At 73.1% G+C, this 22,025-nt stretch carries 25 protein-coding genes; 8 read left to right on the top strand and 17 right to left on the bottom strand.

Annotation, left to right across the window (positions count from 1 at the left end; translation table 11 throughout):
- Positions 1-15: 15 nt before the first annotated feature.
- The 11 genes from BJ981_RS20590 to BJ981_RS20640 are packed head-to-tail and all read right to left on the bottom strand — an operon-like array spanning position 16 to position 9,223.
- Positions 16-420 (bottom strand): gp25 family contractile injection system sheath assembly initiator, encoded by a 405-nt coding sequence (locus BJ981_RS20590; protein ID WP_184612925.1) that lies wholly within the window; start codon positions 418-420, stop codon positions 16-18.
- On the bottom strand, positions 417-1,106 hold the full coding sequence (locus BJ981_RS20595) for a phage baseplate assembly protein V (protein WP_184612926.1): 690 nt from the start codon (positions 1,104-1,106) through the stop codon (positions 417-419). Before BJ981_RS20595 ends, BJ981_RS20590 begins: the two co-directional genes overlap by 4 nt.
- Positions 1,103-2,287, bottom strand: coding sequence for a phage late control D family protein (locus tag BJ981_RS20600; protein WP_184612927.1), 1,185 nt, complete (start codon positions 2,285-2,287; stop codon positions 1,103-1,105). Before BJ981_RS20600 ends, BJ981_RS20595 begins: the two co-directional genes overlap by 4 nt.
- Positions 2,288-2,297: 10 nt before the next feature.
- Positions 2,298-2,969: a CIS tube protein gene (locus tag BJ981_RS20605; RefSeq protein WP_184612928.1), complete on the bottom strand. Its 672-nt coding sequence runs from the start codon at positions 2,967-2,969 to the stop codon at positions 2,298-2,300.
- Positions 2,966-3,151, bottom strand: a complete 186-nt coding sequence (locus tag BJ981_RS20610) for a putative phage tail protein (RefSeq protein WP_184612929.1) — start codon at positions 3,149-3,151, stop codon at positions 2,966-2,968. The genes BJ981_RS20605 and BJ981_RS20610 overlap by 4 nt, the downstream gene beginning before the upstream one ends.
- Positions 3,152-3,156: 5 nt before the next feature.
- Positions 3,157-3,648 carry a phage tail protein gene (locus BJ981_RS20615; RefSeq protein WP_184612930.1) on the bottom strand — a complete coding sequence of 164 codons (492 nt, stop codon included), beginning with the start codon at positions 3,646-3,648 and terminating at the stop codon, positions 3,157-3,159.
- Positions 3,645-5,120: a phage tail sheath subtilisin-like domain-containing protein gene (locus BJ981_RS20620; protein WP_184612931.1), complete on the bottom strand. Its 1,476-nt coding sequence runs from the start codon at positions 5,118-5,120 to the stop codon at positions 3,645-3,647. Before BJ981_RS20620 ends, BJ981_RS20615 begins: the two co-directional genes overlap by 4 nt.
- A 1-nt stretch (position 5,121) precedes the next feature.
- Positions 5,122-5,577 (bottom strand): phage tail protein, encoded by a 456-nt coding sequence (locus BJ981_RS20625; protein ID WP_184612932.1) that lies wholly within the window; start codon positions 5,575-5,577, stop codon positions 5,122-5,124.
- 40 nt (positions 5,578-5,617) lie between these two features.
- Positions 5,618-7,885, bottom strand: a complete 2,268-nt coding sequence (locus tag BJ981_RS20630; RefSeq protein ID WP_184612933.1) for a phage tail sheath C-terminal domain-containing protein — start codon at positions 7,883-7,885, stop codon at positions 5,618-5,620.
- A 40-nt stretch (positions 7,886-7,925) separates the two neighbouring features.
- Entirely contained in the window at positions 7,926-8,651 is a 726-nt protein-coding gene (locus tag BJ981_RS20635) for a carboxypeptidase-like regulatory domain-containing protein (RefSeq protein WP_184612934.1), read from the bottom strand.
- Positions 8,648-9,223 carry a Pvc16 family protein gene (locus tag BJ981_RS20640; protein WP_184612935.1) on the bottom strand — a complete coding sequence of 192 codons (576 nt, stop codon included), beginning with the start codon at positions 9,221-9,223 and terminating at the stop codon, positions 8,648-8,650. The genes BJ981_RS20635 and BJ981_RS20640 overlap by 4 nt, the downstream gene beginning before the upstream one ends.
- A 217-nt stretch (positions 9,224-9,440) precedes the next feature.
- On the opposite strand from BJ981_RS20640, the gene BJ981_RS20645 reads away from it, so the two are divergent.
- Both BJ981_RS20645 and BJ981_RS39250 read left to right on the top strand, forming a co-directional pair.
- Complete coding sequence (locus BJ981_RS20645) at positions 9,441-9,638, top strand: hypothetical protein (protein ID WP_184612936.1); 198 nt, start codon at positions 9,441-9,443, stop codon at positions 9,636-9,638.
- 371 nt (positions 9,639-10,009) lie between these two features.
- On the top strand, positions 10,010-10,600 hold the full coding sequence (locus BJ981_RS39250; RefSeq protein WP_221314742.1) for an AfsR/SARP family transcriptional regulator: 591 nt from the start codon (positions 10,010-10,012) through the stop codon (positions 10,598-10,600).
- Positions 10,601-10,817: 217 nt separating this feature from the next.
- Here the strand turns inward: BJ981_RS39250 and BJ981_RS20655 are convergent, their stop codons facing one another.
- Entirely contained in the window at positions 10,818-12,164 is a 1,347-nt protein-coding gene (locus BJ981_RS20655) for an FAD-binding oxidoreductase (RefSeq protein WP_239139745.1), read from the bottom strand.
- 171 nt (positions 12,165-12,335) lie between these two features.
- Between BJ981_RS20655 and BJ981_RS20660 the strand changes: the two genes are divergently transcribed.
- Positions 12,336-12,710 (top strand): MmcQ/YjbR family DNA-binding protein, encoded by a 375-nt coding sequence (locus BJ981_RS20660; protein ID WP_184612938.1) that lies wholly within the window; start codon positions 12,336-12,338, stop codon positions 12,708-12,710.
- Between the two features lie 124 nt (positions 12,711-12,834).
- The gene (locus BJ981_RS20665; RefSeq protein ID WP_184612939.1) at positions 12,835-13,335 is read left to right on the top strand and encodes a DUF6623 family protein; all 501 of its coding nucleotides are present in this window, start codon (positions 12,835-12,837) and stop codon (positions 13,333-13,335) included.
- Positions 13,336-13,574: 239 nt separating this feature from the next.
- Here the strand turns inward: BJ981_RS20665 and aroB are convergent, their stop codons facing one another.
- Entirely contained in the window at positions 13,575-14,669 is a 1,095-nt protein-coding gene (gene aroB, locus BJ981_RS20670; protein WP_239139744.1) for a 3-dehydroquinate synthase, read from the bottom strand.
- 161 nt (positions 14,670-14,830) lie between these two features.
- On the opposite strand from aroB, the gene BJ981_RS20675 reads away from it, so the two are divergent.
- Entirely contained in the window at positions 14,831-16,537 is a 1,707-nt protein-coding gene (locus tag BJ981_RS20675) for a PEP-utilizing enzyme (RefSeq protein ID WP_184612940.1), read from the top strand.
- Complete coding sequence (locus BJ981_RS20680; RefSeq protein WP_184612941.1) at positions 16,534-17,328, top strand: PEP/pyruvate-binding domain-containing protein; 795 nt, start codon at positions 16,534-16,536, stop codon at positions 17,326-17,328. The genes BJ981_RS20675 and BJ981_RS20680 overlap by 4 nt, the downstream gene beginning before the upstream one ends.
- On the opposite strand, the gene BJ981_RS20685 is transcribed toward BJ981_RS20680, so the two are convergent.
- Positions 17,325-18,152 carry an alpha/beta fold hydrolase gene (locus tag BJ981_RS20685; RefSeq protein WP_184612942.1) on the bottom strand — a complete coding sequence of 276 codons (828 nt, stop codon included), beginning with the start codon at positions 18,150-18,152 and terminating at the stop codon, positions 17,325-17,327. The genes BJ981_RS20680 and BJ981_RS20685 overlap by 4 nt on opposite strands.
- 106 nt (positions 18,153-18,258) lie before the next feature.
- On the opposite strand from BJ981_RS20685, the gene BJ981_RS20690 reads away from it, so the two are divergent.
- Complete coding sequence (locus tag BJ981_RS20690) at positions 18,259-19,128, top strand: LLM class flavin-dependent oxidoreductase (RefSeq protein ID WP_184612943.1); 870 nt, start codon at positions 18,259-18,261, stop codon at positions 19,126-19,128.
- Positions 19,129-19,211: 83 nt separating this feature from the next.
- On the opposite strand, the gene BJ981_RS20695 is transcribed toward BJ981_RS20690, so the two are convergent.
- Both BJ981_RS20695 and BJ981_RS20700 read right to left on the bottom strand, forming a co-directional pair.
- Positions 19,212-19,670, bottom strand: coding sequence for a hypothetical protein (locus BJ981_RS20695; RefSeq protein WP_184612944.1), 459 nt, complete (start codon positions 19,668-19,670; stop codon positions 19,212-19,214).
- Positions 19,670-20,449 (bottom strand): phytanoyl-CoA dioxygenase family protein, encoded by a 780-nt coding sequence (locus BJ981_RS20700; RefSeq protein ID WP_184612945.1) that lies wholly within the window; start codon positions 20,447-20,449, stop codon positions 19,670-19,672. Before BJ981_RS20700 ends, BJ981_RS20695 begins: the two co-directional genes overlap by 1 nt.
- A 38-nt stretch (positions 20,450-20,487) precedes the next feature.
- On the opposite strand from BJ981_RS20700, the gene BJ981_RS20705 reads away from it, so the two are divergent.
- On the top strand, positions 20,488-21,258 hold the full coding sequence (locus BJ981_RS20705) for an LLM class F420-dependent oxidoreductase (protein WP_184612946.1): 771 nt from the start codon (positions 20,488-20,490) through the stop codon (positions 21,256-21,258).
- Positions 21,259-21,371: 113 nt separating this feature from the next.
- Here the strand turns inward: BJ981_RS20705 and BJ981_RS20710 are convergent, their stop codons facing one another.
- Entirely contained in the window at positions 21,372-22,022 is a 651-nt protein-coding gene (locus BJ981_RS20710) for an HAD family hydrolase (protein ID WP_184612947.1), read from the bottom strand.
- Between the last annotated feature and the right edge of the window lie 3 nt (positions 22,023-22,025).

Genomic DNA, 22,025 nt, shown 5'->3' on the forward strand with positions numbered 1-22,025 from the left:
CGGGTGCGGGGATCGTCACGGCGCGCTCCCGGTGAGGCCGAGGTAGTACGGGAAGACGAGGTTGGCCTTGGTGTTGCCGCGGCGGATCCGGTAGGTCACCGAGACGGTGACGCGGGAGGCGTCGGCCGGGTCGGTCTCGGCGCGGACCTCCTCCAGTTCCACGCGGGGCTCGTGGGCGCGCACGGCCTCGACGATCGAGTTCTCCAGGTCGCGCAGGCTCTGCACGCCGCCGGGCGCGAACACCGACTCCTGGGCGCGGGTGCCGAAGTCGGGGCGCATCACGCGCTCGCCGGTCGCGGTGAGCAGCAGGGCGCGCAGGCAGTGCTCGATGCTCTGCTCGCCGGTGGCGTACTCCAGCCGTCCCGCCTCGTCGGGCATGATCGGGAAGCGCCAGCCGGTGCCGAGGAAGTCCTCGCTCACGCGGTCCTCGCCTTCTTGGCCAGCACGGAGCGGCCGAGCTGCGGTGTGGGGGGCGCGCCGGACGACGCGTGGGTGTGGGTGTTGTAGGCGGCCAGCAGCGTGTCGCCGAGCACGAGCGGCTCGGTCGCGCCGCCGCCGAGGTCGATGGAGGAGGACTTGATGGTGACCTTCTCCGCGGTGAGCGTGATGTCGCCCGTGGCGGACACGGTCACGCCGCCGCCCTCTGCCGCCGTGATCCTGATCGCCTTGCCCTGGTCGTCCAGCTCGACGACGTGCCCGGCGGCCGACCTGATCCGGACGGCGGCCTTCGACGCGGTGTCGTCCAGCAGCACCTCGTGCCCGTGCCTGGTCCGGATGATCTTCTGGTCCCTGCCGTCCTTCCGCGCCGCCGGCGGCTTGTCCACGCCGTTGTAGAGCCCGCCGAGGACGATGGGGAAGCGCATGTCCCCGTGCACGAACGCCACCAGCACCTCGTCGCCCTTCTCGGGGACGAAGAGCGCGCCGTAGCCGCCGCCCGCGTAGAGCTGGCTCACCCGGCACCAGTCGGTGACCGTGCTGCCGTCGAACCACGGGAAGCGCACCTTGACCCGGCCCTCGTCGTCGCCCTCGTTCTCCTCGACGATGGCCTCGACGACGCCGTAGTAGCGCTTGTCGGTGCTGCGGGCGCGCGGCGTGGTCCTGGTCATGGCCGGTCTCCCTCGTGGATGCGCCGGGCGGTGAACTGGGTGAAGAACCCGCTGGTGCTCAGCGAGTGCTCGACCCGCTTGACGAAGTACGAGCCGGAGAACCGCCGGCCGAGGCCGTAGATCTCCAGGTTGTCGCCCGGCCGCAACTCGGGAAGCCCGGCGACGCGGCCGGTGGCGGTGATGAACTCGTAGGCGCGCTCCCGCAGCAGGCTGATCGCCAGCTCGCGGGCCTCCTGGTCGCTGGTGACCGGCGCGTCGACCAGCACCTCCTGGCGGCCCTGCAGCGCGCTGTCGGCCGCCTGCGGCCCGCTCTGCCCGTCGGCGGTGTTCTGCCCGGCCGGCAGGTTCTCCGCGGTCGCGGTGAACGCGATCGGCTGCTTGGTGCGGGGGTCCCAGCCGCGCACGGTCAGCTTGCTGACCTGCTGCGACACGGTCAGGGTCGGGGTGAACTCGATCAGGTTGGGCACCAGTCCCGCGGGCTGGGCGCCGGGCCCGGTGCTCAGCCCCGGCGCGTAGGCCAGCCGGTAGACGCGGATCGGACGGCCGTCGCGCCCGTCGGTGGGCTTGATGAAGTAGAGGGTGTCCTCGCCGGTGGCCGGGTCGGGCAGGATGTAGCAGTCGAAGTCCAGCCGCTTCGCGCGCTCCATCAGGAACGACGCGTCGTCCTGGTTCTTCTGCACCACCACGTCGTGCGTCGGGCCCTCCTCGGTGACGGCGATCCGCAGGTGGTTGCGCTGGGCGATCAGCTCGGCGATCTGCCAGTCCGGCTTGTTCCGGTAGATCTTGGTCTCGTTCTCGGCGGGCTTGCGGTCCTTGAGCCGCAGCAGCCCGTCCACGCCGCTCACCGCCACGGTCGGCGAGGCGGAGTCGGAGAACTTGGGGCTGAGCGTGCTGATCGTCCCGGTGGCGACGGTGAGCAGCCGGTCGGCGTAGCCGAGGCGGACCGAGACCCGGCCGCCGAGCCGGAACCGCGGCGAGTCGCTGTGCTTGAACCGCAGGTTGACGTCGTCCCAGTTGTTCAGCGTGAGGTCGAAGCCGGACATCTCATCGATGTCCCGGTTGACCTTGATATCGATGATGTCGTTCTTGGTGGTGGGGTCGAGCTGCAACCCCTCGATGTGCACCTCGAACTCCGGCGCGTACCGGTCCGGCGAGGCGACCTCGGGCACGGGCGTGCTCATCGCGTCCCCCTCACGGCAGCCGGGGCACGGTGAGCACCCGTCCCGGCCGCAGGTCGCGCGGATCGTCGATGCCGTTGGCCCGCGCCAGCTCCCGCCAGGCGTCCGGCCGCCGGTACACCGCCGCCGAGATGCCGCTGAGCGTGTCCCCGCGGCGCACCACGTAGCTCTTCTCCACGGTGGGGGAGGACCGCGGCGTCTCGGCCGCCTGCGCCGCCGCCGTGCGGAACTCCTTCAGCGTCAGGTCCAGCAGGGCGCGCAGCGGCACCCCGTCCGGCTTGAAGAGCTGGTAGTTCACGTCCAGCTTCTCCACGACGCCGGTGAACACCGCCTCGTCCCAGACGAACCTGACGATCGGCGGCGCGTGCTCCCGGCTGTCGGGACGCAGCAGGTTCCGCAACGCGTCGACGTAGCGCACCCGGACGTTCTCCAGCGTGTCGGAGGTGTCCACCAGCGCCTGCACGGTCAGCGTCTCGGTGCCGCCGCGCACGTACTGCAGCGGCGGCGTCTCGAGGCCCGGGATCGTGATCTCGGCGAACGTGTTGCTCTTGCTGAGCTTGTAGTCGGTCGGGTTGAACCGCAGCGGGATCCGGCGGCTGCGCTCGTCGGCGATCACCGGCCGGACGATCTCCAGCCGGGCCGGCGCGTCGCCCTGGCGGGCGAAGGACGTGGGGGTGACGCTCACGGGCGGTCCTCGCCGTCGCCGTACCGGCGTTCCGCGTCGGTGTGCCTGGCCCGGGCGCACTCCTGCTCGTAGAGCCGCGCCCACGCCTGGATGTGCTTGTTGAACAGGCGGGTGAACACCGCGCCCTCGTCCCCCTCCACCTGGAACCGGACCTCCAGGTTGTGGATCGTCACCTTCGGCATCCCGGTCACCTCCCTTCGCCGTCCTGCGTGACCTTGGTGAGCCCTTCGTGCGCGATCTCCAGCGACTCCAGCGCGACCGCGTTCTGCTCGGCGTGCAGGTCGGGCCCGCTCCACTTGGCGGCCAGCCCGCCGTGGAACCCCCACGCCACCGCCGGGACGCCGTCCGGGCCGAGCACGATCACCGCGCCGTCGCGGCGCGCGCCGAGCGAGTCGGCCAGCCCGGCCTGGTACCAGGACCACAGGACGGGGTCGCGCACGACGCCCCGCTTGAGCGTGATCCGGTTCCACGAGTGGCGCAGCGGGAGCTGGCGCACCGAGTCGTTGCGCCCGCCCTCGGCGTAGCTCGTGACCTCCAGTTGCGCGCCGAGGCCGGTGACCTCCTGGAACGCGCCCGCCGCGACCAGCGGCAGCAGCAGCGCCTGCGCGGGCGGCAGGTAGGCGTCGCCGGGGTCCAGCGTGACCAGGAAGCGGTATTTGGGCAGCGGGTCCGGCATCATGCCTCGATCACCTCCAGGCCACGGTCCTGGCCGAGCACCAGGCGCAGGCGGATGAACTCCATCGGGACGGCGGGGGCGACCTCGACCTCGCAGACCACGAGGCCCGGGTCCTGGCCGGGCGGGTTGTCGGTGTCGTCGCAGGTCACGCGGAACGCCTGCTCGGGCCGCGCGCCCGCGAGCGCGCCGGACCTGAACGCCGACAGCAGCACCGAGGTCAGGGCGCGCACCAGCGTGAGCCGCAGCTCGGGCGAGTTGACGTCGAACACCAGCGGCAGCGCCACCCGGCGGATCGCGCGCACGAGCAGGTGCACGAGCCGCCGGTGCGCCACGTACCGGCCGTGCGGCGCGGCCGACAGCGTGCGCCCGCCCCACACCACCAGCCCGCGCCCGCGCGTGCACCGCACGAGGTTGACGCCCGCCTCGAACAGCCGGACCTGCTGCGGCTCGGGGAACTCGGCCGCCAGGTCCACCGCGTCCAGCAGCACCGCGTTGGCCGGGGTGTGGTGCGCGCCGCGCTCGCCGTCGAGCCTGGCGATCACGCCGAGCACGTGCCCGGAGGCCGGGAGCGCGCCCGGGGCGCCGGGCGCCCGCAGCGCCGGGTGGTAGACCGCCGCCGCGCTCAGCAGGGCGTCGTCGCCGGTCGCCTCCAGCGTCCGCGCCCACGCCACCGCGTCGTCCGCCGAGGACGCCGCGGGCGGGACGTCCAGGACGGCCAGCCGGTCCAGGGACGCCGCCGCCGCGCCCAGCAGGTCGATGACCGTGTCGGCGTGGTCGGTCCCGGTCAGGTCCGCGCCGAGGTCCGGCAGCGCGACCAGGGCCGGCTCCGGCAGCTCGGCCTGCGCGCGGACCGCGCCCAGGTACTCGGCACGGCCCGGCGCGGCGTCGGCGCCGCCCGCCAGCGTCAGGTCCCAGGACCGCGAGATGGGGTCGCCCGGCTCCCGGGGACGGGGCGGCGCGTCGGGGACCAGCCGGACCAGCCGGGACGCGGCCAGCCGGGCGGCCACCTCGGCGGGCGGCACACCGGGGAACGTCTCGGGCGGCTCGCCGGGCGAGGTCACCCGCACCGACACCGTCGGCGGCCCGGCCACCGTGCTGGCCTGGAACCGGATCGCGACGCGGCAGCCGTTCGCCCACGCCCCCGGGCTGGTCGCGACCACCCGGTAGCGCGCGTGGGGAAAGCCGCCCCCGGCCTCCCACACCGCCTCCGCGGTCGCCGCCGGGCCGGTGACCCGCAGCACCCAGGCCGTCCTGCCGCCGTTCTCGAAGAACCCGCGCAGCGCGTACGGCGTGGCCGACCCGCCGTCGGGCGGCCCGAAGGCGCCCACGACGTCGTTCCAGCTCTCGACCCGCACCGGGATGCCCGCCGGGCCGCGGCGCAGGCGGCCGAGGAACGCGGCCACGTCCGTGCGCAGCGGCTCCTCGGCGGAGCCGCGCGGCTCGAACGTCAGGGAGACGCCAGGGAGCGCTGCCATGTCAGGCGTCGATCAGCAGGCTCTCGACGCACAGCACGAGCGTCTCCATGGCGATCTCGTTCTTGGTCGCGCTCAGCGTCGGACCGGTGTACTTCGTCGGCCAGCCCCGGTCGAAGTTCCAGCGCATCGCCTCCTGGCGGTTCTCGTCCAGCAGGATGATCGAGCCGGACGTGCGGCGCACCTTGCCGTTGAGCGCCTCCACCACCCAGGTGAAGAACCCGACGTGGCCGGTGATGCCCCGCTTGAGCGTGATGTTGGTGAACTTCTTCAGTCCGGGGATCTTGCGGACGGTGATGTCCTCGCTGCCGTTGCGGTACTCGATCGCCGGGATCTCCAGCTCCAGCCCGCTGGCCTCGGTGAACGAGCCGCTCACCGCCACCCCGTCGTCGCTGACGTTGGTCACGATGACCTGGAAGTTGTATGCCGCGTAGGGATCGTCCCTGATCACGGGTGGCATCGGTTCGCCTCTCTGCTTGGAAGGTCTGCCGGGGCGGGACTCAGGCGAGCTGGGTCTCGCGGGTCTTCTGCTGGATCCGGAAGATCACGAATTCGGCCGGGAAGACCGGCGCGACGCCGATGACGCACACGAGCCTGCCGTTGCGCAGGTCGTCCTCGGTCATCGTCGAGCGGTCGCAGGCGACGAAGAACGCCTCCTCCGCGGTCGTGCCCGCGAGCGCCCCGCTGCGCCAGACCGTGGTCAGGAAGTTCGTCACGGTCTGGCGGACCAGCGCCCACAGCGCCTCGTCGTTGGGCTCGAACACCACCCACTGGGTGCCCTCGTCGATCGACTCCTCCAGGAACAGGAACAGCCGGCGGACGTTGACGTACTTCCACGAGGCGTCGGAGGACAGCGTGCGCGCCCCCCACACCCGGTGGCCGAGCCCGGGGAAGAACCGCAGCGCGTTGATCCCCTTGGGGTTCAGCAGGTCCTGGTGGCGCTTGGTGACGTCCTGGGCGATGCCGTCGGTGAGGCGGACGCCGCGGATCACCACGTTGGCCGGCGCCTTGTGCACGCCCCGCTCCACGTCCACGCGGGCGTAGATCCCGGCCAGGTGCCCCGACGGCGGCACCTCCACGTCCCGGTCGGACGAGGGGTCCCGGGTGACGAGCCAGGGGTAGTACAGGGCGGCGTACTTGGTGTCGAACGGCTCGCGGAACGCCTGGATGCCCTCGATGTCCAGCCCGTCCTGCGGGTCGAGGATCGCGAACCGGTCCTTCAGCAGCTCGCAGTGCGTGATCAGCGCGGACTGGACCGTCCCCGACCACACGCCGGGCACCGCGCAGACCGCCACCTCGTCGATGTCCTCGAGGGCGGCGATCCCGGTGCGCAGGCCGCTGCCGCCGTCCTCGCCGACGAAGTCCGCGACGGTCAGCGTGTCGTAGGAGTCCGAGCCGTCGGCCAGGGTCAGCCACGCCCCGGTCGCCGCGACCGGGAAGCGGGCCGGGTCGGTGGACAGCCCGCCGAGCGTCCGCGCCCGGACGAGCCGGGACCGTCCCTCCAAGGTGGCCACGAGGCCGGACGACCGGTCGCCGGTCAGCCGGAGGTTCGGGAACGACTCCTCGACGGTCGTCCCGGCCGGGTCGGTGAACCGGGCGTCCACCCGGGCCTCCACCAGGTAGAGCCGGTCGGTCTCGAACAGCGTCCCCGGCACGACCGCGCCGAAGGTGACGACGTCCCCGGCCACCGCGTCCACGGTGAGCGCGGTCAGGTTCCTGCCGTCGTCGAGCTGGACCACCGCGTCCTCGTACAGGCGGCCCGCGCCGCCGACGCGCAGCGTCCGGCCCCCGCCGGCGGTGGTGCCCCGGCGCACCCGGCGCACGGCCGCGCCCTCCCGCCATTCCGGGTGCGAGGTCCCGGCCGGGAAGGTCAGCGTGACCCGGCCGGACGCCGGCTGGCCGACCTGCGCCTTGTACCGGGCGCCGCCGATCAGGACCCACACGTCGGCGGGCAGCTCGTCGGGGTCCAGCCCGGTCACCTCGGCGACCTCGACCGTCTCGGCGTCGGCGTCGGCGTCCTCGGCGAGCCGCGTGACGAACAGCGCGCCCTCCTGCGGGTCGGGCAGCACCGGCAGCGCGGCGCCGACCACCGGCCGTACCCGCACCTGCACCGCGCCGCCCCACGACCCCGGGCTCACCGCGGAGAACTCCAGCGTCCGCTCCGTCCCCCGCGCGCCGACCTGTACGTAGTCGCCGCGCGCGGCCCTGACCTCCGCGGGCAGCGGCGCGTCCAGCTCGATCCGCCGGGCGGTCACGTCGTAGGCGGCGACCTGCGCGGTGTGGATCGACCGCTCGTCGTCGCCGCGGAAGAACTCGATCCGCTGGCCGACGCCGGTGAAGCCGATCAGGTGGCCGAGCTCCACGCTCGACGCGCCGCGGGCGGCGTCCCCGGCGACCGGGCTCACCAGGCCGTGGACCAGCGTGCCCGAGGCCGCCGTGGCGTGCCTGCTCGCGACCCGCTTGACGTACAGGCGCTGCCCGCCGTTGTCGAAGAACCCCTTGACCGCGAGCGGGAACAGCCACCACCGGCCGCCCTCGGACGGGTTGCCCGCCCACGCGTCGCGGACTCCCGCGTCCGGCTCCGGGAGGAACCCGCCGAACGTGCGCTGGAACTCCAGGAAGTTGGTCACCAGCTTGGGCTTTCCTGTGTACGGGCCGCGAAGGGTGACCCCGGCCATGCCCGCCGTGCTGGTGCTCACCCCCGCGATCGGCCGCGGCCCCGCGTCGATCTCCTCGACGTAGACCCCCGGGCTCAGATACTCGGGCATTGGCCGGCTCCTCACTTCCTCGTTGATCGCTACTGGTCGCTTACTGGTCGCGGATCTCGATGACGTGCCGGCGGCCGGCGTCCCCGGGCAGGCGAACGGTCAGCGAGCCGGTCCGGCCCGGCCGCTCGGTGGCCCGCAGGCGGAACGTCTCCTCGGCGGCATCCTCGTCGTCCTTCTCGCCCTCCCAGCGCAGCGCCAGCCGGAAGGCTCCCGTGGCGTCGGTCAGCGTGCGCTCGTGCCACGGCACCAGGTCCCTGCTCGTCCGTCCCCGCGCCTCGACCAGCGCGTTCGCGACCGGCGCCCCGGACGCCGCGTCCAGCACGACGCCGTGCGCGGTCCGCAGGCCCGGCGGGTAGGGGAAGGAGGCGCTCGGCAGCAGCCGGACCAGCCGCGGTTCGGTCTGCGCCGCCGGCGGGTGGGCGTCGTCGTAGGGATGCACCAGGAACTCGACGCCGACGAGGCCGGACGAGAACGGCTCGTCGTCGGCGGGGTACAGCGGACGGTAGCCGGGGGCCGAGAAGCGGGCCCGGTGGCGTTCCGGCCCGCCGCGCCACGGCCCGCCGCGGCGGCCGAGGCCCGGGTACACCAGGGCCGCGCTCGGCGTGCGGACCGCCGCGACGTCCTGCGGCGCCCATTCCCCGCCGGTCCACCGGTCCAGCTCGACGGTCACGCCGGCCGTGCGGACCCGCCGGGCGTAGTCGTCGAACGGCACGAACCAGGCCGGGCTGTGCAGCACCGACCGCGCGAGGGGCGTGAAACGGCTCACGGCGTGGCCGCCCCCTCGACGATCCGGCTGTGCACGGGCCGGATCTCCTGCTCGGCGGCGGCGTCCAGGTTGACGACGCGGAACTCGTAGTTCAGCGAGAGCCGGTACGGCTTCTGGATCGCGTACCAGACCCACGACTTCTGGTCCAGGGTGAGCGGCGTCAGCGTGACGTGCAGCGAGTCCGTCGAGGCCGCCAGGCTCCCGGTCAGCTGCGTGCCGTCCAGGATCGCGTCGTCGTAGAACGTCTGCAGGGCGCGGCCGAGCATGCGGTGCTGCGTCGGCTGGTCGCCGCCCCACGGGGTGATCAGGTACCGCAGCAGCAGCGCCATCGGCGGCTTGCGGGTGGTGGGCGCGTCCGGCGGCCGGGAACGCACCGGCGGCCTGTTGCGCGACGCCGGGTCCTCGGCGATCTCGTAGAGGAACACCGTGAGCTTGGGCGGCGGCGTCTGCACCGGCTCCGACAGGTCGTGCAACTCCGCGATCGGCGGGTCCTGGCTGAGTCCGCGCAGGGACCGGGTCAGGGCTCTCACGATGATCGTCGAGACATCGGCGATGACCCCGAAGTCGCCCATGCGAAATCCTCCCCGTTTCCCCGTGAAATGCGTGCGGGGGAGAGCATGCCGGGGGTGCCGTGGCGCGAACGCGATCGATCCGTCACACGGGCGTCACCGGCCTGTGGCGGCCCGCCCTGGTGGCGCCGGCCCGCCGGGACGGCCACGCTCGCGGGGCGACGCGGGCGAAGACGCGGCGGCGATGCCGGGGTGACAGCGATGGGGCATCCTTCCCTTCGTGGAGGCCCCGGTGGAACGCAGCGGCACGTTGATACTCCGGGTGTGGGTGGAGGAAGGGCGGCGTGACGGTTTCCGGGCGCGCGTGATCTGCACGGTCGGGCCGGACGAGGCGCGGTCGTGGGCGGTCAGCGAGCCGGCCGCCGTACACGCGGTCATCCAGGCGTGGCTGGACGGGCTGCTGGAACCGGACGGGTGACGCCCGGGTGACGCCGCGGTGACGTCCCGCCCTTTAGCATGCGCGGCACCAGGGGGAGACGCGAGGGGGCGATACGCGTGATAATCCTTATTGCCCGAGGGGAACGGGTGCGCGCTTTTGCGCGTTAATCACCAAGCAAACGTGCATTTGCTCTAATATGGGACTGACTTGTCCTGTACCGCATCGGAAAGTGATCACCAAGGCCACATCGCCCGGGGGAACCGATGACCGCAGACACCCAAGTCGTTTCATTGCGGCTGCTCAAGGGCTTCGCGTTGTCCGTCGGCCAGCGTCGCGTCTCGATTTCGTCAAGCGCCCAACGACTGGTCGCCTTTCTCGCCCTTCAGGACAGCCCGCGCGCTCGCGCTTATGTGGCGGGAACACTCTGGCCCGAGGCCACGGTGTCCCGCGCCAACGCCAATCTCCGGTCGTCGTTGTGGCGCGCGGCGCGCATGGGCCACAAGGTCATCGAGGCGTCCGCGCAGGAGCTGGAGATCGGCAAGTACATCAGCGTCGACGTCCGCGACGCCGTCGCGCGCGCGCACCGGCTGCTCGACATCTCGCGCCCGTGCGACGACATCCTGACCATGCACACATTGACCGTCCTGTCCGCCGATCTGCTGCCCGACTGGTCGGAGAGCGACTGGGTGCTGATCGAGCAGGAGCAGTACCACCAGCTCCGGCTGCACGCGCTCGAAGCCATGTCCGAACGCCTGACCGCCGCGCGGCGGCACGGCGAGGCGGTCGCCGCCGGGCTCGCCGCCGTCCGCGCGGAGCCGCTGCGCGAAAGCGCACACCGCGTGCTCGTCAACGCCCACCTCGCCGCCGGCAACCGCGCCGCCGCGATGCGCCAGTACGACCAGTGCCGCACCGTCCTGCGCAACGAACTCGGCCTGGAACCCTCCCAGTCCCTCAAAAACCTTCTCACCTCCTGCCGCCGCCCCACGGCCACCGCGGTGTGAAGGACAACCTGAAATAGCGATTAATGTCCTTATATCAAGGCGTGCGCCGCTAACCCGGTAAGCCGGAAAACGTCCCTCATTCGACCACGCTCCACCCGCCTTTCCGGGCACCCGTTTCCAATCACGGGGACCGGCGCGCGACGGCGCCGGAGGCGCGGGCGGACTCCAACGGGAAGAATCGCGTTCCGGGGGCCGGAACGCGATTCTCCGGAGAGTTCTAGAGCGCCGGGGGGATGTTGAAGTTGACGCGGAACACGTTGTCCGGGTCGTAGGCGGCCTTCGCCTTGGTGAGGCGGGCGTAGTCGGCCGGGGTGAAGGACAGCTTGACGCGGTCGGGGGTGGCGTCGGCGACGCCGGAGAAGTTGAAGAGCGTGCCGCCGGTCGCCCAGGGGCGCATCTTCTCCGCGAGCTCCTCGTGCGCCCGGCGTATCGCGTCCTCCCGGCCGGGCTCCAGGATGGAGGCGGCGAACACCGTGTACGCGGCGTCGCGGCCCCCGACCGCGCTGGGGATCGCCGGCGGGCGGGCGTAGGCGCCGCCGAGCTGGCGCATCTCGATCAGCAACGGCGAGCCGGTGTCCGGCCCGGCCAGCGACAGCAGCGTGTCGACCGCGCCCTCGTCCAGCGTGTGCAGCGAGATGTTGGAGTCGTACACCCGCGCCGGCTCGGTGGGATCGTTGTAGATCGTCCCCACCTCGGTGTAGGGCATCTCGCCCAGCGTGTCCAGGATCTGCGAGCCGATCTCGCGCAGCGGCCGGACCAGCCGCTCGCCCTCCTCGGCCGTGCCGGTGTAGGCCAGCCGCAGGTGCGCGATGTACCGGCCGCGGAAGATCTCGGGCACCTCGGGGATCGGCGGGAACGTGACCAGCAGCACCGAGGACGACATCTCCTCCGGCGCGTCCCGCACCCACCGGCCGTAGGCGTGCAGCACGTCGGCGGTCGCCTCGGCCGGGAAGAACAGCCCGCCGCCGTACAGCCGCGACACCGGCACGAGGTCGAACTCCAGCCCGACCACCACGCCGAAGTTGCCCTTGCCGCCGCGCACCGCCCAGAACAGCTCGGGGTCGCCGTCCGCCGTGACCTGCCGCAGCCGGCCGTCGGCGGTGACCAGGTCGACGCGGCGCACCCGGTCGGCCGCGAAGCCGTAGGAGCGGCCGAGCGGCCCGACGCCGCCGCCGAGCGTGTAGCCGACGACGCCGACGTTCGGGCTGGACCCGTTGAGCGGGGCCAGGCCGTGCGGCACGGTCTGCGGCAGCACCTGGCGCCAGCGCACCCCGCCGCCGACCCGCGCCGTGCGCGCCGCCGGGTCCACCCGGACGTCGCCCATGCGGCGGGTGGCGATCAGCACCTGGCCGTCGGCGGGCACCGCCGGGCCGTGCCCGGTCGTCAGCACCGCCACCGCGAGGCCCCGCGCCGCGGCGTACTCGACCGCCGCGATCACGTCGTCGGGCCCGGTCGCCCCGACGATCAGCTCGGGGTGGTGGTCCACGGTGAGGTTGAACCCCGACCGCTCGGCGTCGTACCCGTCGTCACCCGGCCGGAACACCGGCCCCGTGAAAGCGCCCACGATGATCGAGCCTAGACCGGCGCCGCGCCGATGGGACGGCCCCGCGCGCGCTCCCGGCCGTATTGCGTGAGGTTCCGTGCGCCTCCACGAGGTTCCGCGCGGGCTCGTGCCGCCCCGCGGCGGTAGGGTCGGCCGGGTAACCGCCGGACCCACGCGAAGGGTGGATGCGACATGAGCCCCGAGGAGATCGCCGCGGTGTTGCTGGGCCTCCCGGAGGTCAGCGAGGAGGAGCCGTTCGCGCCCGGCCTGCCGGTGTACAAGGTGGTGGGCAAGGTGTTCGCCATCTACCAGCCCGACCCGCCGGCGCAGATCACGCTGAAGTGCGATCCGTCGCGGGCGCTGCACCTGCGCGACGAGTATCCGGCGATCGTGCCCGGGTACCACGTCAACAAGCGGCTGTGGAACACGGTGAGCCTCGACGGCAGCGTTCCCGACGATCTGCTCGCCGATCTGATGCGCCATTCCTACGAACAGGCCGCGGCGGGGTTGCGCAAGGCCGATCGCGAGCGGGTGCTCGCCCGACTTGACCGGGCCGGGCCAATTTAACGCGCAATTACCGCGAACCTAATCAAGTACGCTCCTCTTGCTCTCCGAACCGCCATGGATGACCCCCGTGTGTCAGGATCCATTCAGCCCAAGGACACGCCTCATCCGTCGAAAGGAGAGACCAGTGGCCAGAACCACTCTTTGGACCTCCAGCGCCGCAGTCCGTCCGGAAAAGTACGAGGGCGGCCTGGAGCAGGGCACCCACACCGGTGGAACCTCGACCTTCGAGATCCCCGCCGGCCAGGAAGTCTGGTTCCACTTCCCGCTCCCGACCCCGTGGCTGGTGAACGACCTGGCTTACTACCTCGAGCGGGTCGCGATCCTGTGGGAGACGGACAACGCGCAGGTCACCGAGGTCGCGGCCTACCACGGCCCGGGTGAGCGCTACACCCTCTCCACGGTCGCGCAGGAGGGCAGCTTCCTGCAGGCCGGACCGGACATCCCCGACAACACCTACACCGTCCAGACCGACGCCGGCGACCGGCCGAGAACCGGCTACGGCGTGCAGGCGTCCATCAAGGTGAAGGCGAACGGCAGCGCGGGCCGCGTCACGTTCGGCGGCGCCGGCGCGACGTTCCACGACACCCCTCTTCGTGGACACCGCGAGGCGGTCGCCCGGCAGTAAAGTTCTCGATTTCGGATAATCTTTCCGAAGAAAAGGCCGGTGGGCTCCGGACACCCCGGAGTCCACCGGCTTTTCTTTTTTCCCGTCGATCGGCGGAGAAAAATAAAGGCGTCACCCGCCACGCCGCCCGAAGAACAGGCGTATCACCCGGCGCCGGCGTGAAAAAACAAACGCGGGACCCGGCGCGGGCGCGAAAATCGCCCGGTCCCGCGCGGAGGCGCGGGACCGGGCGATCGCGGTCAGTCGGCGACGAGCCGGCAGCACGGCGCGTACGCCGCCACCAGGACCTCCTCGCCGGGGTCGTCCAGCACGGTCGGCGACGCCAGGCCGTCCAGCACGATGAACCGCAGCCGCGAGCCCCGCGCCTTCTTGTCGATCCGCATCGCCTCCAGCAGGTCGGGCCACACGTCGGGCCGGTAGGTCGTGGGCAGGCCCAGCATCATGAGGATCTCGGCGTGCCGGTCGGCGGTCGCGTCGTCGAGGTGGCCGGTGATGCGGCCGAGCTCGGCGGCGTAGCACATCCCGACCGAGACGGCCGACCCGTGCCGCCACCGGTACCGCGCCACCTTCTCGATGGCGTGCCCGAGCGTGTGCCCATAGTTCAGGAACTGCCGGCGCCCGTGGTCGCGCATGTCCTCGGTGACGATCTCGGCCTTGACGCGTGCCGCGCGCTCGATGATGTCGCGCAGCTGCGGCGTGCCGGGCGTCGTGACGGCCTCGGTGCCCGCCTCGATGGTGTCGAGGATGACCGGGTCGGCGATGAAGCCGATCCTGACGACCTCGGCCAGGCCGTTGACCAGCTCGCCCTCCGGCAGCGTGTCGAGCAGGCGGAGGTCGCAGACCACCCCGGCCGGGGCGTGGAACGCGCCGACCAGGTTCTTGCCCGCGGAGAGGTTGATCGCGGTCTTGCCGCCGATCGCGCCGTCCACCATCGCGGTCAGCGAGGTGGGCACCTGCACGATCGGCACGCCGCGCAGCCAGGTCGCCGCGACGAAGCCCGCGAGGTCGGTGGTGGCTCCGCCGCCGACGGCGACGACGGCGTCGGAACGGGTGAAGCCGAGGCGTGCGAGGTCGTTCCAGCAGTGCGCGGCGACCGCGTGGTCCTTGGCCTGCTCGCCGTCGGGCACCGCGATGAGCTCCGCCTCGTGGCCGTGCGCGCGCAGGTCGCCGGCGATCGCCTGCGCGGTGTCCTTCATCGTCTGGCAGTGGATCACCGCGGCCCGTCCGGAGCCGCTCAGCAGGGCGGGTACTTCGGTCAGTGCGTCATCGCCGATGACGATCTCGTACGCGGACGAACCGCCCACCGGGATGCGCGTCAGGTCAGCACTGGACACAGTTCACCAACTTCCGTCCTAGCGGTCCGGACGATTATCCGTGCCGGTCGCGACGGGGTCAGCAGGGACTTGACATATCGCCGCCACGTTTCGTGGGAACCCTCGACAACGTGCCGTCGGTCCAAAATCATCGATCGGCAGGCTGTCGTGGGGAGCGCGCTATGACCATGTCAGAGGCCGGGTCACAGGCCGGGGCCGAGGTCACGCCACGGACGTACGCCGGCGCCGCGCCCGGCCCCGGGCTGTGGGTGCTGGAGACGGCGCACCAGGCCCGGCCGTTCACCCGGTTCTTCCTGGGCGTGTGGCTGCCGGTCTTCGCCGAGTCGATGCCCGCCGGGTTCCGCCGGTACGGGCTGCTGATGGAACGGCTGGACATGCGGCTGTCCGGCATCTGGAAGTACGTCCAGGCCCGGCAGGTCGCGCCGTGGCGGGACCGCGGGCCCGCGGCGCTGCGGCCCGCCCGGCAGCTCCTGTGGCGGCTGCACCCCGAGGTGCGCGGGCGCGCCCGCGCCGCGCGCCGCGCGCTGGCCGCCCGCGCGTGGCGGCAGGAGGCCGTGGAGTGGTTCGACGGCGGGCTGCGGGCGCGGTTCGTCGCGCGCAACCGGGCGCTCCAGGCCGTGCCCGTCGACGCCCTGGACGAGGCCGCCCTGCGCGGGCACATCGACGAGCTCGTCGCGCTGCTGCGCGACGGCGACATGGTGCACATGCGGCACCTGGTCGCGCAGAACGTCGCGGTCGGCGACTGGCTGGCGCACGTACGGCGCTGGACCGGCGTGGACCCGGCCGACGCGCTGGCCGTGCTGCGCGGCGCCTCACCGGCGTCGGTCCGCCCCCTCGGCGGCCTGGACCGCCTGGTCGACGCGGTGCGCGCCGCCGGCGCCGGCCTCGGGCCCGCGGGGCCGCCGGGGAAACGCCTGGAGGCGCTGCGCGCCGCCTCGCCGGAGGTGGCCGCGGCGCTGGAGGAGTACCTGGGCGAGCACGGCGACGACCTGCTCGGCTTCGACCTCGACGAGCCGACGCTGCGCGAGATGCCCGCGCTGGTGCTCGCCGCGCTGGAGGCCCGGCTGTCGGCCCCGGCGGCCCCGCCCCCCGGCGGCGCGGCGGACCCGCTGCGGGCCCGGGTGCCCGAGGACGACCGGGCCGCGTACGACCGGCTGCTGGACGACGCGCGGCTGCTATACGGGCTGCGCGACGACGACGTGGCCTGGACCGAGATGCGGCCGTGGGGGCTGCTGCGCCGCGCGCTGCTCGCCGCCGGCCGCCGGCTCGTGGCCCGGTCGGCGCTGGAGCACCCCGAGCACGCGGTGGAGGCCGACCCCGCCGAGCTGGCCGCGCTGCTCTCCGGCGCGGACGCGCCCACGGCGGCCGAGCTGGCGCAGCGGGCCACGCGGCGGCGCACCGCCGCACGCCCGCCGCTGGAGCTGGGCGAGGAGGACCCGGCCATGCCGCTGCCGCGGCTCCCCGCCGCGCTCGCCCGGGTGAACGAGGCGCTGCTGGAGGCCATGTCGCAGGACCTGCTGGAGCGCGCCGTCCCCTCCGAGCCCTCCGACACCGAGGTCCACGGCACCCCCGCGAGCCCCGGCGTGTACACCGGCCGCGCGCGGATCGTGCGCGGTCCGGCGGAGTTCGGGCGGCTGGAGAAGGGCGACGTGCTGGTCGCGCCGACCACCGGCCCCTCCTACAACGTCGTGCTGCCGCTGATCGGCGCGGTCGTCACCGACCGGGGCGGCGCGCTGTCGCACGCGGCGGTGGTCGCCCGCGAGTTCGGCGTCCCCGCCGTGGTCGGCACGCAGGTCGCCACCCAGAGGATCAGGGACGGGGAGCTGGTCAGGATCGACGGCGCGCGGGGCGTCGTCACGGTCCTGTGATCGCCGCGCTCGCCGGGGCCCTCGACCCCGCGATCTTCGGCGGGAAGGCCGCCGCGCTCGCCGCCGCCGTGGACGCCGGGCTGCCGGTGCCGCGCGGGTTCGCCGTCTCGGTGGACGCCCTGGCCGCGGCCGTGGCCGGCGACGCCGCGGCGACGGCGGCGGTGGGCGAGGCGGCGGGACCGCTCGGCCCGGTCGCCGTGCGGTCGTCGGCGGTGGGGGAGGACGGCGCGCGGGCGAGCTTCGCCGGGCAGTACGCGACCGTGCTCGCGGTGCGGGGCGCCGGCGCGGTGCTGGACGCGCTGGCGACCGTGCACGCCTCGGCCGCGGGCGCGGCCGACTACCGGCGCCGCCTCGGCCTGCCCGCCGGGCGGGTCGCCGCGGTCGTCCAGGAACTGGTGGCGCCGGACGTGGCGGGCGTGCTGTTCACCCGCGACCCGATGGGCGGCGCCGGCATGGTGGTCGAGGCGTCCTGGGGGCTCGGCGAGGCCGTCGTGTCCGGGCTCGTCACCCCCGACCACTGGCTGCTGGACCGGGACGGCGCCGTCCTCCGGGAGCGGACGGCGCGCAAGGACGTCGCGATCCGGCCGGCCGACGGCGGCGGCACCCGCGAGGAGCCGGTCGCCGCGCCGTGCGCCGGCCTGCCGTGCCTCGACGCCGCCGCGCTGGCCCGGCTCGCCGCGCTCGGCCGCCGGTGCGTCGCGGTGTTCGGCGCCGAGCAGGACGTCGAGTGGGCGCTCGCCGGCGGCCGGGTGTACCTGTTGCAGTCGCGGCCCCTGACGGCGGTGGCCTAATGCCCGGTGGACCGGCGCGCCTCCGCCAGGAACCCGCCGATCTCGCGGTGGAACTCCTCCGGCCGTTCCAGCGACGCGCCGTGCCCGCAGCGGTCCACCAGGACCAGCCGCGCGTCCGGCAGCAGGCCGGCGAGGTCGGCGAGCTGGTCCGGCGGCGTCATCCGGTCCTGCCGCCCGCCGATGACCAGGACCGGGCAGCGCACCCCGGCGGCGCGGTCGCGGACGTCGTACTCGCGCAGCGCCGCCGACAGCACCTGCCAGCGGCCCTCGTCGTCGGGGATCGGGATCGAGCGGGGGAACCACACGAGCTTGCGGATCGCCCACGGCATCCGCCCGGTGAAGATGTTCCGCAACGTGTCGCGCTGGAGCTCGGGCCACCGGCGCTGCGCGGCCATGGCGTCCCAGCGCGTCACGTACCGCAGCAGCGGGTCGGTCGCATGGGTGGGCGTGCACTCGCAGACGATCGAGTCGACCAGGTCCGGGTCGCGCTCGGCGAGCAGCAGCGCGACCATGCCGCCCATCGAGTTCCCCCAGATCGCCGTCGGGCCGAGGCCGAGCTTGGTGATCAGCGTCGCGGCGTCGCCGACCAGGTCGGCCAGCCGGTAGCCCGGCGCGGCGGGCGTCCGCCAGGAGGTGACGACGACGCGGCGGTGGGCCAGCGGGCCGTACAGCGCCCGCGCCCCGGCGGCGGTCCCGGGGTTCTCCATGGTGGTCAGCGCGTCGCCGAGCCCCCGCAGCACCAGCAGCGGGGCGCCGTCGGGGGCGCCGAACTCGACGTACGGCAGCCGCGCGCCGCCGGTCAGATCGCAGTACTGGAGGGACATCGCGTACTCCTCGCATGGATCCGAGAGCCGTCCTGGCTACTTCTGGCTACATTGCCGTGTCCCGGATGCGGTGGCGCCCCGGCGCCGCCCGATTGGAGCGTAAATCGTGAAGTTGGGCATCGGTCTTCCCAATGTCATCCCCGACGTCCCGGGGCGGGTCCTGGTCGACTGGGCGATCCGGGCCGAGTCGGCCGGGTTCTCGTCGCTGGTCACGACCGACCGCGTGGTGTACCCGGGGTACGATCCGCTGCTGGCGCTCGGCGCGGCGGCCGCGGTGACGAGCCGGATCCGTCTCATCACCGACGTCATCGTGGGGCCGGTGCGCAGCCCGGTGCTGCTGGCCAAGGACGCGGCCGGGGTGCAGGAGATCTCGCAGGGCCGCCTCGTGCTCGGCGTCGGGCCGGGGGTGCGGGAGGACGACTTCGTGGTGGCGGAGCGCGACTTCGCCGGGCGGTGGGCGCGGTTCGAACGCGACCTCGGCATCATGCGGCGCGTGTGGGCGGGGGAGCCCGCGGAGGGCACCGACCGGTCGCCGCTGCCCCGGCCGCTGCCGGACGGCGGCGTGCCGGTGCTGATGGGCGGGTTCAGCGACGGGTGCATCCGGCGGGCGGTGAAGTGGGGCATCGGCTGGGCGGCGCCGAGCCTGCCGCCGGACGACGTGGTGCCGTTCGCGCGGCGGGTACGCGAGGCGTGGGCGGCGGCCGGGCGGGACGGCAGCCCGGAGATCATCGCGATGGCGCGGTTCGGGATCGGCGAGGACGTGCTGGAGGAGTCGCGGCACTCGGCGCGCGACTACTTCTCGATCCTCGGGCCTGAGCTCGCGGAGGTCTTCGCCAACGACGCCGCCCGTGACACCGAGGCCGTCCAGGCCATGATCGGCAAGTACGCCGAGGCGGGCGTGGACGAGCTGATCTTCAACCCGACGGTGGCGCGGGTCTCGCAGGTGGACCGCCTGGCCGAGGCCTGCTTCGGCTGATCCGGCCGTGGGGCGAAACCGGGTTCCGTGCCCGCGCGGGCGACCGGAACCCGGTTTCGGCGCTTCGACGCGGCGCCGGGCCGTTACGGGCCCTGCTCCCACACGTAGTCGCCGGGGTCCATGCTGCCGAGCTGCTCGCGCACCGCGTACAGCGCCGCGGGCCCGGGATCGGCGGCCGGGATCGGCCGGACCGTCAGCGGGCGCAGCCCGGACAGCACGGCGGGCACGGCGCCGGCCGCGAGGTAGGTGACGGGGATCGGCGGGTCGGCGCCCGGCGGGACCACGACGTCGCCCGGCTCGCCCGACAGGAACAGGTGCGCCGCGCGGTCGGCCGGCAGCAGCGCCGCGGCCAGGCTCAGCGCGGGCGCGATGGCGGCCCCGTCGGCGGCCAGGGCGAACAGGCCGCCGGCCGCCTCCCGCCGGACCACCCGCGCGGCGTCGGGCCCGCCGGGGCCGAGGCGGTGGAACGCGATCTCGGCGCCGGCCCGGTCCGGCCAGCCGACGGCGTCGGCGCCGAGGACGAAGACGCGGACGGCGGGCACTACGTCGGCAGCCCGCCGGTCTGGCCCAGCGCGCCCTGGTAGATCTCCCAGCCGAGGAGACGGCGCATGAGCGGGGTGGCGCGGTCGTGCACGTCCTTCTCGACCGCCACGAACGGGTTCTCCTGCTGACGGATGTACGCCCGGCAGTAGTAGACGAGGATGCCGTGCCTGAGCCGGTCCTTGGTCCGGTTGGCACCGGTCTGGTGCCACAGCCGCCCGTCGAAGACCATCACCGTGCCGGCGGGGCCGCACACCGGCTGGGTCTCGATGTCGCCCTCGCCCGCCGCGTAGTCCGGCGGCCGGCCGAGCAGATGGGTCCCTGGAATCACCCGCGTCGCACCGTTCTCCTCGGTGAAATCGTCCAGCATCCACATGCTGTTGGCCACGAACGGGTACGGCGGCCACGGCATTCTGGCGAATGTCTGGTCCGGATGCAATGCCATCCTGGCGCCGCCGGGTCCCGCGATGTTGGCGTGGATGCTGGAGAGCAGGAAGTTGTAGCCGAGCAGCTCTTCCATCAGCTCGCACACGGCCTCGTTCTGCACGATCTCCTCGAAGATCGCGCCTTTGTTGAGCAACCCGAACACCCGTTGGTTGCCGCCGTCGTACAGGAATGCCGAATTGTCTTGCCTTTCCGCCTCCGCGAGCTCGGTGAGACGTTCGGCGAGCTCCTTGAACTTCGCCGGGGGAAGCGGGTTCTCGATGAGACAGAATCCCCATTCCCGAAGGTGTGCCTTGGCTTCTTCGTAATTGCCGGTTATCGTTCCGAGCGCCGTCATACATCGCCTCCGGTGACCGTTGCAGAAAGGGGTCCGACATGGCCGCGCGATTCAAGGTAGGCGCCTGGTTGATGCCGCAGCACACCTCGGTCGAGCGGCTGCGCGCCGCCTGGCGGGAGGCCGACCGGCGGGGCGTGGACTCCATCTGGCTGTGGGACCACTTCTATCCGCTGACCGGCGAGCCGGACGGCACGCACTTCGAGGGCTGGACGCTGCTGGCGGCGATGGCCGTGGAGACCTCCCGGGCCGACGTCGGCGTGCTGGTGACCGACCAGGACTACCGCAACCCCGACCTGCTCGCCGACATGGCCCGCACCGTCGACCACCTCAGCGGCGGGCGGCTCGTGCTCGGGCTCGGCGCCGGCTGGTTCGAGCGCGACTACGCCGAGTACGGCTACGAGTTCCGGCCCGGGCCCGAGCGGGCGGAGGCGCTGGAGGGGTACGTCGAGCGGGTGAAGGCGCGGCTGGCCAAGCTCAACCCGCCGCCGCTCGGCGAGATCCCCCTGATGATCGGCGGCGACGGCAAGCGGGTCGTGCTGCGCACCGTGGCACGGCACGCCGACGCCTGGAACACGATGGCGTGGCGGTTCGAGGAGGGCAACGGGACGCTGGACGAGTGGTGCGCCCGGCTGGACCGCGACCCCGCCGAGATCGAGCGGAGCTGCTTCCTCACCGCGCCCGAGCACCTGGACCAGGTGGACCGGCTGGTCGCGGCCGGTGCGCGGCACATCATCATGCAGGTCGGCGACCCGTTCGACCTCGGCCTCGTCGACCGGCTGCTGAGCCTCGCCCAGGGGCCCGCGGCGTAGCGGTCGGCCCGGAGGACAGCCCGGGACAGAGCAGGGAAGACGGCCCGCGGGCCGGCCGGGAAGCCGGTCCGCGGGTCCGTCATGAAGGCGGTGCGGCGTCCCCGTGCGCATGGCTAGTCCGGCGGCCAGCCCATCAGCTCGTAGATCATCCGCCCGGCCTGCTCCGCCGACCGGTGGTGGATCCCGATCATGCCGGCGAGCTCGGCGCCCCGCACGTTCGCCTCGTTGTCGTCCACGTGGATGCACTGCTCGGGGAGCACCCCGATCAGTTCGGCGGTGTAGGTGTAGATCTCCGGCTCGGGCTTGCGCATGCCCACCGTGCCCGAGACGACGACGGTGTCGAACAGCTCCCACCAGTCGCGGGCGTCGTAGTCGAAGTTCCACGAGTTCGACAGCACCGCGGTGTGGACGCCGTGCCGGCGGGCGCGCACCAGCAGGTCCTCCATCGCGTGGTCCATCTGCACGCTCGCGTGGAAGCGGGACACCAGGCCTTTCGGCTCGACCACGTGGCCGTCGGTGGTCCGGATCTCGGCGGCGAATAACCGCTCGAATTCCGGAATCGACATCTGGCCGCGTTCCAGCAGCTGTATCGGCGTGTATTTGCCGTCCAGAACCGGGCGCTCCGTCCACTCGCGCATGAGCTCGGTGAAATGAACCAGGTCCAAAAGCTCGGCGGCGGCGAAGGCGGCGAAGACGTCCTTGGCGGGTAACGTCAGCGTGCCGCCGTAGTCGAACAGCAGGGCTCGGTAACGGCTATTCGGCATGGG

The organism is Sphaerisporangium krabiense (assembly GCF_014200435.1).
Taxonomy (GTDB): domain Bacteria; phylum Actinomycetota; class Actinomycetes; order Streptosporangiales; family Streptosporangiaceae; genus Sphaerisporangium; species Sphaerisporangium krabiense.

What these genes read in the sequence shown, in the direction of transcription:
- BJ981_RS20610 (WP_184612929.1), bottom strand. Translation starts at nt 3,151, where the DNA reads ATGCCGAAGGTGACGATCCACAACCTGGAGGTCCGGTTCCAGGTGGAG.
- BJ981_RS20660 (WP_184612938.1), top strand. Translation starts at nt 12,336, where the DNA reads ATGAGCCCCGAGGAGATCGCCGCGGTGTTGCTGGGCCTCCCGGAGGTC.
- BJ981_RS20685 (WP_184612942.1), bottom strand. Translation starts at nt 18,152, where the DNA reads ATGTCCCTCCAGTACTGCGATCTGACCGGCGGCGCGCGGCTGCCGTAC.
- BJ981_RS20705 (WP_184612946.1), top strand. Translation starts at nt 20,488, where the DNA reads ATGGCCGCGCGATTCAAGGTAGGCGCCTGGTTGATGCCGCAGCACACC.
- BJ981_RS20630 (WP_184612933.1), bottom strand. Translation starts at nt 7,885, where the DNA reads ATGCCCGAGTATCTGAGCCCGGGGGTCTACGTCGAGGAGATCGACGCG.
- BJ981_RS20675 (WP_184612940.1), top strand. Translation starts at nt 14,831, where the DNA reads ATGACCATGTCAGAGGCCGGGTCACAGGCCGGGGCCGAGGTCACGCCA.
- BJ981_RS20700 (WP_184612945.1), bottom strand. Translation starts at nt 20,449, where the DNA reads ATGACGGCGCTCGGAACGATAACCGGCAATTACGAAGAAGCCAAGGCA.
- BJ981_RS20615 (WP_184612930.1), bottom strand. Translation starts at nt 3,648, where the DNA reads ATGATGCCGGACCCGCTGCCCAAATACCGCTTCCTGGTCACGCTGGAC.
- BJ981_RS20620 (WP_184612931.1), bottom strand. Translation starts at nt 5,120, where the DNA reads ATGGCAGCGCTCCCTGGCGTCTCCCTGACGTTCGAGCCGCGCGGCTCC.
- BJ981_RS20640 (WP_184612935.1), bottom strand. Translation starts at nt 9,223, where the DNA reads ATGGGCGACTTCGGGGTCATCGCCGATGTCTCGACGATCATCGTGAGA.
- BJ981_RS20625 (WP_184612932.1), bottom strand. Translation starts at nt 5,577, where the DNA reads ATGCCACCCGTGATCAGGGACGATCCCTACGCGGCATACAACTTCCAG.
- BJ981_RS20600 (WP_184612927.1), bottom strand. Translation starts at nt 2,287, where the DNA reads ATGAGCACGCCCGTGCCCGAGGTCGCCTCGCCGGACCGGTACGCGCCG.
- BJ981_RS20595 (WP_184612926.1), bottom strand. Translation starts at nt 1,106, where the DNA reads ATGACCAGGACCACGCCGCGCGCCCGCAGCACCGACAAGCGCTACTAC.
- BJ981_RS20710 (WP_184612947.1), bottom strand. Translation starts at nt 22,022, where the DNA reads ATGCCGAATAGCCGTTACCGAGCCCTGCTGTTCGACTACGGCGGCACG.